General features: G+C 57.0%; 16 protein-coding genes. 7 read left to right on the top strand and 9 right to left on the bottom strand.

The genetic code is table 11. The features are described from left to right. Positions 1-53 precede the first annotated feature (53 nt). Positions 54-629 carry a hypothetical protein gene (locus J9777_RS12850; RefSeq protein WP_209349206.1) on the top strand — a complete coding sequence of 192 codons (576 nt, stop codon included), beginning with the start codon at positions 54-56 and terminating at the stop codon, positions 627-629. Here the strand turns inward: J9777_RS12850 and J9777_RS12845 are convergent. The 3 genes from J9777_RS12845 to J9777_RS12835 are packed head-to-tail and all read right to left on the bottom strand — an operon-like array spanning position 571 to position 3,225. Continuing rightward, a complete protein-coding gene (locus J9777_RS12845; protein ID WP_209349205.1) occupies positions 571-1,881 on the bottom strand; it encodes a homoserine dehydrogenase in 1,311 nt (436 codons plus the stop codon). The two genes, J9777_RS12850 and J9777_RS12845, sit on opposite strands and share 59 nt — an antisense overlap. A gap of 27 nt (positions 1,882-1,908) precedes the next feature. After that, on the bottom strand, positions 1,909-2,316 hold the full coding sequence (locus J9777_RS12840; RefSeq protein WP_209349204.1) for a thioesterase family protein: 408 nt from the start codon (positions 2,314-2,316) through the stop codon (positions 1,909-1,911). A gap of 57 nt (positions 2,317-2,373) precedes the next feature. Continuing rightward, positions 2,374-3,225, bottom strand: coding sequence for a hypothetical protein (locus tag J9777_RS12835; protein ID WP_245228734.1), 852 nt, complete (start codon positions 3,223-3,225; stop codon positions 2,374-2,376). Positions 3,226-3,553: 328 nt separating this feature from the next. On the opposite strand from J9777_RS12835, the gene J9777_RS12830 reads away from it, so the two are divergent. The 6 genes from J9777_RS12830 (at position 3,554) to J9777_RS12805 (ending at position 7,485) form a co-directional block, all read left to right on the top strand. Next, a complete protein-coding gene (locus J9777_RS12830; RefSeq protein WP_209349203.1) occupies positions 3,554-4,300 on the top strand; it encodes an energy transducer TonB in 747 nt (248 codons plus the stop codon). Positions 4,301-4,378: 78 nt separating this feature from the next. Beyond that, positions 4,379-5,158 carry a MotA/TolQ/ExbB proton channel family protein gene (locus J9777_RS12825; protein ID WP_209349202.1) on the top strand — a complete coding sequence of 260 codons (780 nt, stop codon included), beginning with the start codon at positions 4,379-4,381 and terminating at the stop codon, positions 5,156-5,158. An 83-nt stretch (positions 5,159-5,241) separates the two neighbouring features. Next, positions 5,242-5,775 (top strand): biopolymer transporter ExbD, encoded by a 534-nt coding sequence (locus J9777_RS12820; protein ID WP_209349201.1) that lies wholly within the window; start codon positions 5,242-5,244, stop codon positions 5,773-5,775. Positions 5,776-5,824: 49 nt separating this feature from the next. Further along, positions 5,825-6,259: a biopolymer transporter ExbD gene (locus J9777_RS12815; RefSeq protein ID WP_209349200.1), complete on the top strand. Its 435-nt coding sequence runs from the start codon at positions 5,825-5,827 to the stop codon at positions 6,257-6,259. Positions 6,260-6,431: 172 nt separating this feature from the next. Next, a complete protein-coding gene (locus tag J9777_RS12810) occupies positions 6,432-6,884 on the top strand; it encodes a biopolymer transporter ExbD (protein WP_209349199.1) in 453 nt (150 codons plus the stop codon). A gap of 25 nt (positions 6,885-6,909) precedes the next feature. Continuing rightward, positions 6,910-7,485 (top strand): biopolymer transporter ExbD, encoded by a 576-nt coding sequence (locus tag J9777_RS12805; protein WP_209349198.1) that lies wholly within the window; start codon positions 6,910-6,912, stop codon positions 7,483-7,485. Between the two features lie 19 nt (positions 7,486-7,504). Here the strand turns inward: J9777_RS12805 and J9777_RS12800 are convergent, their stop codons facing one another. The 6 genes from J9777_RS12800 to J9777_RS12775 are packed head-to-tail and all read right to left on the bottom strand — an operon-like array spanning position 7,505 to position 15,999. Then, a complete protein-coding gene (locus tag J9777_RS12800) occupies positions 7,505-9,955 on the bottom strand; it encodes a ligase-associated DNA damage response DEXH box helicase (protein WP_209349197.1) in 2,451 nt (816 codons plus the stop codon). 50 nt (positions 9,956-10,005) lie between these two features. Then, on the bottom strand, positions 10,006-11,676 hold the full coding sequence (locus tag J9777_RS12795; protein WP_209349196.1) for a hypothetical protein: 1,671 nt from the start codon (positions 11,674-11,676) through the stop codon (positions 10,006-10,008). Next, positions 11,673-13,379 (bottom strand): Hsp70 family protein, encoded by a 1,707-nt coding sequence (locus J9777_RS12790; protein ID WP_209349195.1) that lies wholly within the window; start codon positions 13,377-13,379, stop codon positions 11,673-11,675. The genes J9777_RS12795 and J9777_RS12790 overlap by 4 nt, the downstream gene beginning before the upstream one ends. 19 nt (positions 13,380-13,398) lie before the next feature. Beyond that, positions 13,399-14,253, bottom strand: a complete 855-nt coding sequence (locus J9777_RS12785; RefSeq protein ID WP_209349194.1) for a DUF2059 domain-containing protein — start codon at positions 14,251-14,253, stop codon at positions 13,399-13,401. 33 nt (positions 14,254-14,286) lie between these two features. After that, positions 14,287-15,690 (bottom strand): phosphomannomutase/phosphoglucomutase, encoded by a 1,404-nt coding sequence (locus J9777_RS12780; RefSeq protein WP_209349193.1) that lies wholly within the window; start codon positions 15,688-15,690, stop codon positions 14,287-14,289. Between the two features lie 9 nt (positions 15,691-15,699). Beyond that, the gene (locus tag J9777_RS12775) at positions 15,700-15,999 is read right to left on the bottom strand and encodes a molecular chaperone DnaJ (protein WP_209349192.1); all 300 of its coding nucleotides are present in this window, start codon (positions 15,997-15,999) and stop codon (positions 15,700-15,702) included.

Genomic DNA, 15,999 nt, shown 5'->3' with positions numbered 1-15,999 from the left:
GGAGTGTTGCATTGTCGAGAAGCGCGCTGCGAAACGGGGCGATTGGAATAGCTATGCTGTGGCCGTCCGTTATCACGTCAGCGGTAGCGCAAGATATAGAGCCCCTTCGAACTGAAGAAGCCGCCGAAGACACCAAGGTTGTTTTTGGCCCGCCTCCGCCAAAACCGAAATGTGACCCACAAGAGGGCGATGAGATCGTCGTCTGCGCAGAAGAAGAAGACCAGTCGCAGTTTCGGGTGAAATCGAGCAGCGAACTTGATCCGACATCTGAGGAAGCCATCAAAGACGGCTTGCCGCGCGCGCCCGACGTGGGGGGTGCCGGCATCTTCAAAGGGCCAGCAACAGTCAGCGGCTTGTGCCTGGTCCCGCCATGCCCGCCGCCGCCAGCGTTGATTATTGATGTTACTGCCCTGCCCGAAGCGCCGCCGGGATCAGATGCCGACCGGATTTCGCGCGGGCTTGCACCGTTGGGTCAGGACGAGGCGCGCGAAGGCAGTCTGGAAAATCCCATTACCGAAACCAGCGATGAACCCGACAAAGCTCCCATGCCTGCGACGGGTCAGCTACGGCTTACTCTTCCAGAATCTTCATCACCAACGGTGGAGCCGTCAGACTCTCCGAACCGCTAAGCAGTTCGATGGCCGATTCGACGCAGCGCTCCGGCCCGTCATGTGTCACCATCGCGACCAGCACTTCACCACCATCATTGGCACGGCCTTGCTGGATCAGGCTTTCGATCGACACATCCGCGTCGCGCATCGCTGCGGTGATTTCGGCCAGTACACCGGGACGGTCAGTCACGGTGAAGCGCAAATATGTCTGCCCAGTGCGCTCACCCGATTCGGCTGGCTCCATTGCGACAAGTTCACCAGTTGGTACCGAGAACGGGCTTCCAGCCTCGCCGCGCGCAATATCGATAAGGTCCGCAACAACGGCGCTAGCGGTCGGTCCATCACCTGCACCAGCACCCTGAAATAGCAGCCGGCCCGAGAAATTTCCTTCGGCCACTACCGCATTGGTTGCACCGGTGACATGTGCCAACGGATGGCCTTTGGGCACCAGACATGGTTTGACCTGCTGCAGCAGCGCTGGCGCGCCAGACGGGCTCTCAGCGACATCAGCCATGCCGATCAGGCGAATAACATATCCCAGCGCATCGGCCTGAGCGATATCGGCAGCGCGAACGCGAGAAATGCCTTCGCAAGCCACCGCATCGAAATCGACTTTCGCACCGAAGCTGATCGCTGCGAGGATGGCCAGCTTGTGTGCGGCATCCACGCCCTCAATATCAAAAGTCGGGTCTGCCTCAGCATAACCGAGCTGCTGCGCGTCTTTCAGCGTGGTTGCAAAATCTGCACCGCTCGCCTCCATCGTCGAGAGGATATAATTCGCGGTACCGTTAAGGATGCCGTAAATCTGCTCGATAGCATTGGCCGCTGCACCTTCGCGCAGCCCTTTGACAACAGGAATGCCGCCCGCAACAGCGGCTTCGAATTTCAACGCAGTGCCATTCGCTTCCGACGCATCCGCCAGCGCCAAACCATGATGTGCGATCATCGCCTTATTGGCGGTGACGAAGTGCTTATTTGCGGCGATGGCATTGCGCGCGAGCGTCAGTGCCGGCCCATCCGAGCCGCCGACCAGTTCGACCACAACGTCGACGTCATCGCGTGCCGCCATCACGGTCATGTCATCTTCCCACGCATAGCCTGACAGATCGACACCGCGATCCAATGTCCGGTCGCGCGCGCTGACCGAAACGATCTCCAGCGGGCGTCCTGCTCTTGTGGTAACCAAATCCCGATTGGCTGCGAGCAAGCGAATAACTCCGACGCCCACGGTGCCCAATCCGGCCAGTGCAATTCTGAGTGGTGCTGACAAAATTCTGGTCCTTATTAGTCTATAATATCAGCCGAGCAGCGCGGCGCGCGCACTTTCCGGGATCGGCAGCGATTGGCCAGTTTCGAGCGAAACGTGAACGTTGACCAGCTCGATTTCGGCACGCAAATCGTCACCCCCATCATCTTGTACGCCGTGTAGTTCGATCCGGGTCGTCATACTCGAATTGCCAATCTTGGTGGTCCAAGCACGGCCTTCAATTTCTTCCTCGGCGCGGATCGGCTTGCGGAAATTCACGCCTGCATGGGCAACATGGAATTCCATCGCGCCTTCGCCGAACATTCTGAGTTCTCTGGCACGCCAATATTCGCTGATGATCAGATCGCCATATTCAAGGTAGCGCGCATTAAACACGACGCCTTGCGGGTCGAGTTCGGCATAACGGACGCGGAAACGGTGGAGAAAGGGCTCACTCATAGCCGCCCAATAGACCGGGCAGACGGTATGATGGAACCACTTATTCTAAGCGGCGCGTTAGCTGCGGTTGCGCGAGCAAGGCCCCAATTGCTGCAACACGAAACGATAATCCGTATCCGCTTGGCGGCGCGAAGCGGGGTCTCTCGACAGGTAAGAATCGGCAGACAGTCTCGCCGGTAAGAAACACGCAAGGCGGTACCAATCGAGCGTGTTGGACTGCGGAGGACGCGCGGCCTGATCGACAATATCGGACCATGAGACACCCCAGACGGGTTCCTGATTCGGTCGGCGAATCACTGTTACGGATACCGGCCCATCATTGTCAGTCGACAGGAAAAGCTGAGTTTCCGATTCGCCTGCCAAGTTACCCGGAATCGACAGAACATCACGAATTCCGGTGATCTCCGGTGCAGCATCCTGCGCGACAAGCTCCGCCAGAACGCCGCGCAGTCTGGTCTCCAAAGACGCACTCCACAGCATCTGCGATGTCTCGGTAATTAGCTGGATCTCGCCAGCCCGGCCCGCCGCCGGGCGTGCAAACAGCAATACGGTCTGCTTCTTCAGCTTTGGCGCTTTGCCTTTCGAATCGCGCGGCACATCAACCAAATAGCGAAGCGATTCGCCAACCGCTGCACGGCCGGTCAGCAAGCTATCGGTTTGGGCTTCTATATAGAGGCGGACATATCCGGGGCGCAGGCCCGGAGCACGCTCTGGTTCCAGTTCAGCTTGTTTGCGAATCTGTGCGCGCAGAACGATTTCAGAAGCGTCTGCAAGGTCGACAAGATCAGCATAAGTGGCTTGATCAGGGACGACTCCATCCTGTGCAGCTGGCGCTGAAACGGGCATCATGACCGTTACGGCAAGGCCAATAGCGGATGCCAATCTCAACATTGTTTCGCGTTTTTCCAATGCATTATCCTGCAAGAAATCTAATTTTGAACCAATGCCTGATCGAACAGTTAGTATCACAAGCTGTGAATCTGCGGTTAACCTATAAAGCGTTTGCTTGGTCTCCGCATCATAGCTAAGGGTCGAGACGAGCTGGGGCAACGATAACTAGAACAGCCACAGCAGACCCGGACCGGGTCTTTCGGGGATCCGGTGGTCGAAACGCCACTTGTCCCGAAAACCGGGAAGGGTGGACAAGCAGGATAACACTCTGGCAGACAAGTGTGCTGTCAAAGGGATGAGCAGCCGGATTAGCGTCCGGCGTTAGATGATGGAGTGATGCTACTGAATGGCCTACGCTGACCAACAGATGAGCAGCAATCGAATTGTTGCCTTGATCATCGTGGCGTTGATTCACATCGGTGTCGGCTACGTGCTCGTGACTGGACTTGCCTATGAAGCAATCCAGAAAGCGGTTGAGCGCGTAACGACAGTCGATGTTGAGGAGCCTGAAGAACCAGAACCTGAGGAAGAACCACCACCACCTGAAGAGGTGCCGGAAACTGTTCCTCCACCGTTTGTTCCAGAGCCTCTGGTGCCGCTCAATAATGATGCGCCGGTTCAGGAATCTCCAAAAGAGATTCCGCCTGACACGGGCGTGTCCCAAACGCCGAATAAGGTGTGTCCTGATGGATCGCAGGTTGCAGCTAATGCAGCATGTGGACCGGCAACGAAGCAGTGTCCGGACGGGAAGTCGTATCCAATCAATGCGACCTGTCCTCCGCCACCGCCTAGGTTCACGCCGAAAGATCCTGCTCCGAGAAATAATCGGGGCCGTTGGGTGACCAATGACGATTACCGGAATAGCTGGATCAATCGGGATTACGCCGGAACGGTCTCGTTCCGCCTAACCGTGGGCACTAACGGGCGCGCCAGTGCTTGTTCGGTCACCGGTGGTAGTGCTCCGGAAGCGCTGAAGAACGCGACATGTCGTCTCGTTCAGCGTCGGGCACGATTTAATCCAGCCACGAACGGTGAAGGTAACGAAGTAACAGGTAGTTACACCGGAACCGTACGCTGGCAGATTCCAGAATAACAAGATGGGCCGCCCAGGGGATGGTCGGCCCATTTTGAACCAAATTTAAATTATGCTTCTTCTGAGAGGAAACTCGCAATGATTACTCAACTACTAGCAGTCGCGGCCGAAGGTGCAGCGCCTAAAAACCAATTCGGCTTCTGGGAAGCCATGAACCAAGGCGGCGCAATCGCGTGGTCGATTTTTGGCGTTCTCGTCATCATGTCAGTTGGTTCGTTCTACATCTTGATCACTAAGCTTCTTGAGCAACAAAAAGTGATGAAGCAGTATAACGATGTGCGCGGCAATTTCTGGCGCGCCAACTCGCTGAAAGAAGGCGCCACCAAGCTGGAGAAAAACAGCGCATGGCGTCAGCTTGTCGATGACGCTCTGATGGCCGAAGACCAGCACGGCAAGATGACCGACAGCCTCGAAGCACATGACTGGCTGCACGGCACATTGGCCCGTTCGGAGTCGGCAATTAATGCCAAACTCGCAGGCGGTCTTCCATTCTTGGCTTCGGTTGGCGCTACATCGCCATTCGTTGGTCTGCTGGGTACGGTTATCGGTATTTACCGTGCGCTGATTAACATCGGTCTCGCCGGTTCGGCATCGATCGATAAGGTTGCTGGCCCGGTTGGTGAAGCTTTGATTATGACCGCTATTGGTCTTCTCGTGGCTGTTCCTGCTGTTCTTGCCTACAACTGGCTCTCGGCTCGCAACAAGCGGATCGCTGGCATGCTCAGCGGTTTCTCGACCGACATTCTGGCGAACATCAATTCGGACGGTGCAGTTAAGCCAACAGTGGCTCCTGCCAAGGCTCCGGCTAAGCCAGCTGCTGCTGCGAAACCAGCCGCTGCTGCTAAGCCAAAGGCCTGATCGGGTGAATTGGACGGGCTGCTATCGTGGCAGTCCGTCCATCCCGAACCCGAATTGAAACTAACTCAGGATAGGAATTAGCAATGGCTATTTCGATGGGCGGCGACGGCGACGAGAAGCCGATGTCAGACATTAACACCACGCCGCTTGTCGACGTGATGTTGGTGCTTTTGATCATCTTTCTTATCGCAGTTCCCGTGGCGATCCAGACGATCGACAAGCTCGAGATTCCAATCATGGAAACTGAAGAGTCGAAAGATAAGGTTGAAAACCTTCTGCTGACCGTCAGCACAACCGACGCATCCGGCCGCAGTGCTGGTGAACCCGGTTTTGAAGGCGCAGCACGCGAAGGCGAATGCCGGATCTATTTCAACAACACTACTCCAGTCGATTCCAAAGAGCTGTTCGACCAAGCATTTGAACGTCTCGACACAATCGTGGAGCGTGCTGGTGGACCCGAAATGATCATGCAGGATCCTGAATTGATCCCGCAAGTTCACATTCGCGGCGATATCAATGCACCGTGGCGCTGTGTTGCTGGAACAATCTACAATGTCCAAGTGGCGGGCTATCCCACCGTGGGCTTCATTTCCAATCCGGTCGATCCAAACGGCTAACGCTGTCAGATTATCGGGCGGAACGAAAAGAATTCAGGAGTAAAACACCATGGGCATTTCAGCTGGCAGTGATGATGGCGAGCCGATGATGGATATGAACACGACGCCGTTGATCGACGTCATGCTCGTTCTTCTCATCATGTTCATTATCACTATCCCGGTCGCGACCCACTCGGTCGATATCGATCTACCGGTTCCGGACAACAGTCCACCACCACCAGACCAGATTGACCCGATCAAGAACAAGATCGTTCTTTCACAGACCGGCGACATTATCTGGAACGGTACAGTCATCAGCCAAGAGGAACTGGTCCGCAATCTGGAAATCACGAAGGGTATTACCCCGATTCCAGAATTGCAGTTCGAGCCGGAGCCTTACGCGAGCTATGAACTGTCTGCACGTACACTGCAGCTGATCAAAGCAACCGAGGTGACCAAGTTCGGCTTCGTCGGTAACGAAAAGTACCGCGAATTTGGCAAGTAAATCGATCATCATTCGATACCCAAAAGGGGGCGAAGCAATTCGCCCCCTTTTTTGTGCGCGTCACTCTTTTCGCTCAGGCCAAAACGCCTATCAGCGCCATCCCTGCTCCCGCCGATTTGCAATCTTCCAATAATTCCGTAAGTTACAACATATCATAACGGGAGAAGCGACGATGGGACAAGCAACTGCACCTGCCGCAGGTCAACCGATGGGCGACCTCAACACGACACCACTCATTGATGTCATGCTGGTCTTACTGGTGATGTTTATCATCACTATCCCGGTCGCGACTCACTCAATCGAAGTCGATCTCCCCGTCCCGTGCGGCACCGAATGCCCGGATATCCCGAAACCGGACGCGGTGAAGAACAAGATCGTTCTCAACGACCAGAACCAAATCCTGTGGAACGGCACTGCGGTTACCGAACAGCAAATGGCCGCACTACTAATCCAAACCACCCAAATGGATGTCGAGCCGGAACTTCAGTTCGAACCGACTGCCAATGCGAGCTACGCCCTTGCCGCCCAGACCTTGAATACAATCAAATCGGTCGGTGTCAGCAAGTTCGGCTTTGTCGGCAATGAACGCTACCGGCGATTTACCGCAGCGAGTGAAGAAACCTGACCTGCGCCCTGATAGCTAGAACATAATGCCTGTTCGGAGACCATTGCGCCGATCCTATGTGGTCGATCATGATGATTTGATCTCCCAGCCATCCTACGCGCCAATCGCGGCAGTGTGGATGGTGATCGCAATGCTGGGAATAGCGGCATATCGCATGCCCACCCACGCTATTGTAATCGATCTTCCCGTACCCTTGATAGCGAGTGCGCCCGCGCCGCTGATCGACCTGAAAGTAAACAGGGTCCGCCTGACGGCTGTCGGCGAGATCCTCTGGAACGGTGAGATCGTCAATTACAACGAGCTGGTCGAGTTTGCCGAAGCGAGTCGCGAAGAACCGGTCACACCGCTGCTGATCTTCGAGCCCGACGCAAATGCCAGTTATGAATTCTCAGCCCACGTTCTCGCCGTTCTTCATGCCACAGGCCTTACTCGCTATCGCTTCTGCTTTGGCGGTATTGAACAGCACCGACATTTCGGAGGTAGCCTCTTTGGCCGCTCAGCCTCCCCTGTTTTTGCCAGCGCCAGCCTGCAATTCTCCAACCCCGCCCCGATAACCGATCAAGCGGAATGCGATGCAGCATCCCGGATGCCAAGCACCTAGTTCACCTTATTCGTCAACCTTATTCGTCACTATCAACCTCAACCCGCATCGCAGCGTCGGCCAAGCTCTCTGCCTCGAGCAGCAATTCGTCATCGATCGCACCTTGCGGAACGCTCTCGCGGCCGATCATAACCATCACTGGCACTGCGAGCGGGCTAACCCGTTCCAATTCAACATGATTGACCTGCTCCGCCGAGCGTTCGAGCAGAACTGCAAGCCGCCCAATGTCAGTCAGGCGGGCCCGTGCGTCGGCCCATGCTGCTTCCAGCAAGACATGATCCGGCTCATGCTTGCGCAGCACATCATAAATCAGATCGGTGGAGAAAGTGACTTGCTTACCGCTCTTGCGTTTCCCGGGATGCTGCCGCTCGATCAAGCCGGAAATCACCGCCACTTCGCGGAATGCGCGCCGCAACAAGTGCGAATCCTGCACCCAATCAACGAACTCGTCAGCCAGAATGTCGGGCGACAGCAGTGGCAGCGGATCTTTCACCGGCTGCAAACCCCAAACCCCCAGTGAGTAGTCGTTCGCGACGAACCCGCCAGGCTGCAGGCCGCGATCCTCCATCCGCCGCGTAATCAGCATCCCCAGTGACTGGTTCGCGTTCCAGCCCTCGAATGTATAATAGACTGTGTAGTGCCGCTTCGAATGTGGGAAACTCTCGACCAGCAACTGCCCCGGCGCGGGCATCTGGCTGCGCCAATCCTGCACTTCCAGCCATTCGCGCACATCGTCTGGGAAGCGCCCCCACCCTGCGCGATCGTCCAGCAATGCGCGCACCCTATCCGCCAAATGGGTGCTCAGCGGCATTCGCGCGCCGCCGTAGGACGGGATCATGGCCGATTTCTTGGACGCCCGGACGAACACATCCATGTCCTTGATTTGCTCGACCTCCAGACTGGTCCCGGCAAAGGCGAATGTGTCTCCTGGTGAAAGACTTGCAGCAAAGCGCTCTTCCACGCGCCCCAACGACCGGCCATTCTTGAACCGCACGGTCAGCATCTCACTGTCGATGATAATCCCCGCATTCAGTCGATGCCGCGCAGCATGCTCGGGGTGAGTAAGCCGCCAGGTGCCATCCTTGTCGCGCGTGATCCGTTTAAAGCGATCATAGGCTTTGAGCGAATAGCCCCCCGTCTCGACAAAGCTGAGAACCCGCTCCCACACAGACTGATCAATCTCGGCATAAGGAAGCGAAGAGCGCACTTCAGCCAGCAATCCGGCCTCATCGAATGGCGCGGCGCAAGCGCATGCCATCACATGCTGAGCGAGCACATCTAAGCCGCCTTCGCGAAAATCCTCTCCGTCGCGCTGTCCTTCCTCGACCGCATCCTTAGCCGCCGTCGCTTCGAGGAATTCGAATCGATTGCCAGGCACCAAAAGCGCACGGCTACGCTGATTGAGCGTGTGGTTTGCCCGCCCAATGCGCTGGAGTAGACGCGACGACCCCTTAGGCGCGCCCATCTGCACGACACAATCAATATCGCCCCAATCCACCCCGAGATCGAGACTGGCTGTGGCCACCAATGCGCGTAATTCACCGCGCGCCATCGCACCTTCAACCTTGCGCCGCGCCTCCCTTGAGAGTGATCCGTGATGGATTCCTATCGGCAGCTGCTCTTCATTCGCCTCCCACAGATTCTGAAAAATGAACTCGGCCAGAAAACGCGTGTTAGTGAAGATCAACGTCGTCTTGTTGTCGCGAATTTGCTCATAGAGCTGCGGGATTGCCCAAGTCGCCGCATGCCCGCCCCATGGCACCCGCTCCTCTTGAGGCAGCAATATTTCGAGATCGGGCTCAGCGCCCTCCTCTCCGATCACCAGTGCCACTTGATCGACATCGCCCCACGGCGCGAGCCACGCCTGAAATGCCTCCGGATCGGCAACCGTGGCCGATAACGCAGCGCGCCGCATATCCGGAGCGATGGATTGCAAGCGCGACAGGCATAGTGCCAGCAGATCACCGCGCTTGCCCGTCGCGAAAGCGTGCACCTCATCGATCACGATGCGCTTAAGATTGCGGAACAAATCAAAGCTGTCAGGATAGGACAGCAGCAAAGACAGCGATTCCGGCGTCGTCAGCAGAATGTTGGGCGGCTTGCTGCGTTGGCGTTTTTTTCGATCCGATGGCGTGTCGCCACTGCGTGTTTCGATCCGTAGCGGCAGCCGCATCTCCTCGACCGGAGTGACCAGATTGCGCTGCACATCATGTGCCAACGCCTTGAGCGGCGAGACGTAGAGCGTGTGCAAACCATCCGGCGCGCCATCATCGCCAAGCTCGGATGGACAGAAATCAGCCAGCGTTGGCAGAAATCCGGCGAGCGTCTTACCCGCCCCTGTATCGGCCACGAGCATCCCGTGCTTGCCGGCTTTTGCCGCCGCAAACATGTCGCGCTGGTGCCGCCGGATCGACCAATCGCGCCCGGCAAACCAGTCTTCGATTTCCTGAGGAATGTCGGCGCTGCTCATCAAACCAATATGAGCAGCTTTATCGCGGCGATGAAAGCGCGCTCGTCGCCTTATTGCAAACGCAACAATTCGGCAGGCACTCTGCCTGGCTGGCGCAGAGCCGATTGCAGCAAGGCGATCTGGACATCGCAGGCGCCGCCCGCCTCGACATCTCCGAGCGCCTGATCAACGGCATCCCGAGAGAGACCGGTACTGTCGATAATCTCACCAACCACCCATCCAGGCACCGAAGCCTGTGCCGGACCGCCCGCATTTGCATCGCGATCCAGCAGCCCTTGCTGGAGTAAGCTCCTTGATAGACTGCGCTCGCGGTCCCGAAGCTCTGCACTGAGTGTGACCGCTTCATCTACTCTGCCGGTGGTCAAAAATGCCGTGCACGCATCACTGCTAGTGCTTCTGGACTCCCGCAGAATATCCAGTTGGAGCTGCTTGATTTTGAGCAAGTCCTCAAACTCGGCCTTAACCACGGCCTGTAGCGTCAGTGCCCGGACAGCACTCTCCGCATCCAGAGAACCCCGCTCCGAAGGCTGTAGCTCAGGCTTGTCCAGCAGCGCAGAGAGGCGGACCACTCTGGCCACTTCTTCGTCGAGCTGTTCAACGCTGTCATATGTTGCATCCGAACCGAAAAGATCGGCCGCGAGCTGGTCGGCGCGCTCCTGCACCTCGGGAGATCCTTCGAATATCGTTTCGACCGTCGGAATCTCATCGACAGTGCCGCCCGGTGAATCTGCGCAATGGCGCAACGGGATAGAGATCAGGAACAGAACAAACAGAAGGCGGATCGCGCCGGGAACAAACCCGGTCACGCCTTCCTCTAACGCCGAGACCTTGCGCGGCTCGAGATGAGATTCGAGTTCCGGGTATTTGCCGCGTATTTCGCCGATCAGCTCGCGGGTCTGGTCTCCGCTGTGATACATCGCGTGCCACCACCGATATGGCCCGGGTTCGGCCAGATATTTCCACGAAGAGTATTTCGCATGGCCGGAACGCTGGATTGCCTCATGGAATTGCATTCCACCAAGCCGTGCGTTGAGCCATGACAATGCCGGGCGTTCAGTCAGCTGCCCTTCTTCGCGCATCCAATTGAACGCATTGCTCGCCTGCTCAACCAGCGGTGCCGAACGCGGCCATGCTTCTGCCAGCATGTCCGACAGCCAATAATCAATCGCCTGCTCGGTCTGCAGTTCGGTTTTTCCGGCATAGTCCAGAACTGTGTCGAGCGCGGCCTGCGCGCGCTCAAACTCTTCCCATTCCATCGGATCGTCGGATCGTTCACCGCCAGGGAACAGTAGCCCGGCCAGTTCTTTGTCCGCTGTGCCAAGAGGGTTTTCCTCGGCTGATCCCGCAACCACATTGAGTTCAGGGCTTGCTTGCGGAACATGCCCCTGCCCGAAGCTGTCCAAACTGGGCGGTCCAAAAGGATCGATACCAAAATTCAGCAAATCCCCGGCGTTGAACTCATAGTCATAGTCAAACGATTCATCCGCATCGTCGCCATCATACGGCTCGTCGTCGTCGTTTGCTTCGTCGGCTTGAGAATCGTCCGGGACGTTGAAGCCAACATTTGAAAGAGCGTAATCACGCGCACCGCGAAGGTCAGAATAGGCGCTGATCTCTTTATCGATATCGAGCGATTTAAGCTTCTGCGCATAGGCCCTACGAATAGCGCCCTTGTCGTCGGTCGCCTCGATACCCAGCACGTTCCATGGCCACTCAGTCATAGCGGCGGATTGGCCTCGATCTCGTCAAGCGCGGCAAGTAACTGTTTACGCGCATCGGCAATAATGCGCGGATCCTGCTTGTCGAGCGCACCTTTGAAAGCCGTAATCCATCCGCCAATGGCATCGCGCACGTCGCCTGTGAAACCTTCGTAGCACCGCTCCGCACGCGCCATAGCAGCGATGTTTTCTGCCTCGTCGCGCGGATGGACTTTCAGCTTTTCGAGCGCTTTACGGCTGGAGGCAATCTCGTTTTTGCTACGCTTGTCTTCCTCGTCGACAATGATCAAATTCTTGGTCAGGCCTGTCGAAGGGACATGGGTGTCGACTTCCAGAAGGCCGCTCGTATCATAAGTGAAACGCACCTCGACGATTTCCTCGCCGCGCGGCTTGGGAGGGACACGCACTGACATTCCGCCAAGCTTGACGTTGTTTCTCACATCGCGGGCTTCGCCTTGATAAACGCCTATCTCAATTCTGGTCTGATTTGCCTGCATCGTGCTGTACACTTGCATACGGCTGACCGGGACAGGCGTGTTACGTTCGATAATCGGCGAGAAGATACCAGTATGGATTTGGCCGTGCGCATCCTCGTCGCTGCTGTCGATGCCCAGCGTAAAGGGCGCAACATCGGTGATCCGGATTTCCTCCAGCCCCTGATCATTCGAGAGCAAGCCCGCTTGCACCGCTGCGCCCAGCGCCACCGCGTGATCGGGATGGACTGTATGATTAGGGAAGCGCCCGAACATCCGCGTCAGTGCCTTGCGCGCTACCGGCATCCGCGTTGCCCCGCCCACGAGGACAACCTCGCTGAGGCTCTTCACATCAATCCCGGTATCGCGAAGCGAGCGCAGAACGGGATCGCGTAACCGGCGGATAAGGGGCTCGACGGTCTCCTCAAACTCTTCGGTGGTTATCCGCGTCGTGAAGGTCTCGTCATCGATTGTAATAGAGAAGTCAGCTTCGTGCGCCGTGGTCAGCGCGCGACGGCACCGCTCGGCGGCCTGCGTCAACAGCGCCGCCTTCCTGTCTGCCGGCATCACGTTGAGCAGATCGTCTGCTTCCAATCGTGGCTGTGCGAAAGCCACCAGTGCGGTGTTGAAATCGTCACCGCCCAAACGGTTGTCGCCGGCCGAGGCGCGAACCTCGACAATGCCTTCGAACATTTCCACGATGGAGACATCAAATGTCCCGCCGCCCAAATCGAACACCAGAAACGGCTCTTGATCCCCGCGATCAGTCAAACCGAACGCCAGCGCAGCAGCAGTTGGTTCGTTGATCAAACGCTTCACTTCCAGCCCGGCGATCTCGCCCGCACGCCGTGTGGCACGCCGTTGCCGCTCATTAAAATAGGCCGGGACGGTAATGACAGCCTCCGTCGGTCGCTCACCCAGTGCCGCTTCGACATCATCCATCAGCGAGACAAGCACCATTGCCGACAGCTCATCAGCGCTGAATTCGCGCTTGCCCAGCGATGCTTTGGATTCGGTACCCATCATGCGCTTAAAGCTGGTTACAGTCTCTCCGGGATGAGTCCCAAAGCGGTCAAGCGCGGAAGCGCCTATCCAGGTCTGCCCGCTCTTATCGACGGACACAGCCGAAGGCGTCAGCACATCGCCGAGCGCGTTGGGCACCAGTTCAGCTTCACCATCACGCCAAATCGCGACAGCACTGTTGGTCGTGCCTAAATCAATTCCGACAAGCATAGTTGGTCCGATCGCAGACTTATTGACTCATATCTTCGACGATCAGCCCGCCGGATACACCAGCACTTTCATCACCGCTCATGGTCGCCTCGAGGCCACTCGCATCCATGCCCACCAGCTCGGCTAAACGGGCACGCTCTGCTTCGCTCAGATCCTCATATGTGCGAACGGCAGGAAGTTCAGCGGTCGCTTCTTCCATCTGTTTGCCTATGGTTTCAAACAATCCCATCATTTCCGGCAGTGATTCCATAATCGAGCCGATCAAGCGCGGATCGCTCGAAATGGTGAAAGACTTACGAGCAAAATTGGCGCCGGTTTCGGTCTTGAAGAAACTGTTGATCTCACCCAGCTCGGTCGACGAAAAGTGCACTGCGTAGACTTCCGACATCCCCTTGCGCATCGCGGGTTCCATAGCCGTCATCATCTGGTTCATAATATCGGGCATCATATTGCGCTCGATTTCCTTCCGCTCGGTCCAGGCCGGATCAAGGATCGCTAGCGCTTCGGCGACATCGCCGTCATCCACGGAAATATCGAACTCGGTCACGCCAAGCTGCTCTGCGACATTCGCGGCGCTCGGTTCCTGTTCCATGTCGAGGATCGGTTTGAGGAAGCCATCGAGCATGGATCCCATCATTTCGCCCATCGCCCCTTCCGGGATCATGCGTGTGACCACTTCGGTCGCAAGCGGCAGCCGCGCTTCTTGCTCAGCCGTCAGTGGCTCTGCCGCAAACATCGACATCATCGCCTCAAGCATTTCGGCGCCCGCTTCGCCTTCTTCCGTCTGAGGCGATTCCATAGTGTCTTGTGCCAGGGCGGGGGTAGCCAATACAAGCACGCTGGCTGCAGTGACGGTCAGGAATTTCTTCAACATTTTCAAACCTTCCTAAGAGCTTACTATGGTGCGTTAGTGCCCGACGCTTTCCCCGCGTTCAAGGCCTGATGCAGCCAGCTGCTCATCGATCTGCGCCATCAGGCGTTCGAGGCCAGCTTCGCTTTCACTCTCTGCACGCGCGACTAGCACGTCCTGCGTGTTCGACGCGCGTAGCAGCCACCAACCATCATCGGTGGTCACACGGACGCCGTCGGTCCCGTCAACTTGAGCGGGACTGTTCGCCAACCGTTCTTTGACTTCGTCAATCGCAGCGAATTTGCGGCTTTCATCAACTTGGAAACGCATCTCCGGCGTGTTGATCATATTCGGCATCGCGCCGCGCAGCTCGGTAACGGATTTATCCAGCCTTGCAGCAGCGGTGATCAACCGGACCCCGGCATAGAGCGCATCATCATATCCGTAATAATCATCCGCAAAGAACACGTGGCCACTCATCTCACCAGCCAATGGCGAACCTGTTTCCTTCATTTTGGACTTAATCAGGCTGTGACCCGTCTTCCACATCACCGGCTTACCGCCATGCGCCGCAACATGATCGAACAGTGCGCGTGATGCCTTCACGTCGGCGATAATGGTGGAGCCGGGCATTCTTTGAAGCAAATCTTCGGCATAGATCATCAGTAGTTGATCGCCCCAGATCACGCGGCCTTCGCCGTCAATTGCACCGATCCGGTCACCATCACCGTCGAATGCCACTCCGAAATCGAGGTTCTTCTCCGCGACCAGTGCGCGCAGATCCTCCAGATTTGCCTCAACAGTGGGGTCAGGATGATGGTTTGGAAAATTCCCGTCGACATCGGTGTAGAGAAGGTGGTGTTCCCCGGGGAGTCGCGCCGCAAGCTTCTCCAGCGCAGGACCAGCCGCGCCATTGCCATTGTCCCAGCCGACTTTGAGGCCCGCAAGCGCAGACTGGTCGATATCGCCGAAACCAGCAACCAACCGGTCAATATACTCGTCCAAGATCTCGCGATCTTCTACGCCCCCGAGACCGTCGATCCAATCGCCCGCCTCGGCCATACGTCCAATCGTCAGGATATCCTCGCCAAAGAAAGGACGCCCCTGAAATACCATCTTGAAGCCGTTATAATTGGCGGGATTATGGCTGCCGGTTATCTGAATGCCGCCATCCACATCATCGGCTGAGGCCGCCGCATAATAGAGCATCGGGGTCGCGCCCATACCCACGCGCACAACATCACAGCCGCTGGCATTGAGCCCCTCGACCAAAGCGCTTTCGAGGATCGGCGAACTGACACGCCCGTCATAGCAGACGGCCACTTTGGAACCACCGGCCCGTTTCAACAGCGTAGCGAAACTGCGCCCGATAGCGCGCGCATCATCGGGACCCAAAGTCTCCCCAATGATGCCGCGAATATCATATTCGCGGAGGACGGTCGGGTCGAAACTATGGTTCATCGGGATATCCTAGGGCTTGTCGGGGGATGGATAGGGAAGTTCATTGATCAGCAGATCGCGCGCAGCATTGGCTTCATGCACTTGGTCATTGGTTCCGCCCTTGTCCGGATGCACCATCGCGATCAGTTGCTTATGCGCTTGCAGCACTTCCTGCCGTGTGGCGTTCTCACGCACACCAAGTAGCTTGCGCGCCTTGAACAAGGCCTGCGCCCGCGTGCTTTTGCCCTGCGCGAATTGCCACGGCCACTTGCCGAAGACGAGCTTGCAGGCGAGGCTGGCGAGCAGCGCAATAAGGGCAAATTTCATCAT

It is taken from the genome of Pontixanthobacter sp. CEM42, assembly GCF_017812015.1.
GTDB lineage: Bacteria > Pseudomonadota > Alphaproteobacteria > Sphingomonadales > Sphingomonadaceae > Pontixanthobacter.
The sequence above is the reverse complement of the archived record's forward strand: the minus strand, read 5'-3'. Positions and strand labels throughout refer to the sequence as shown.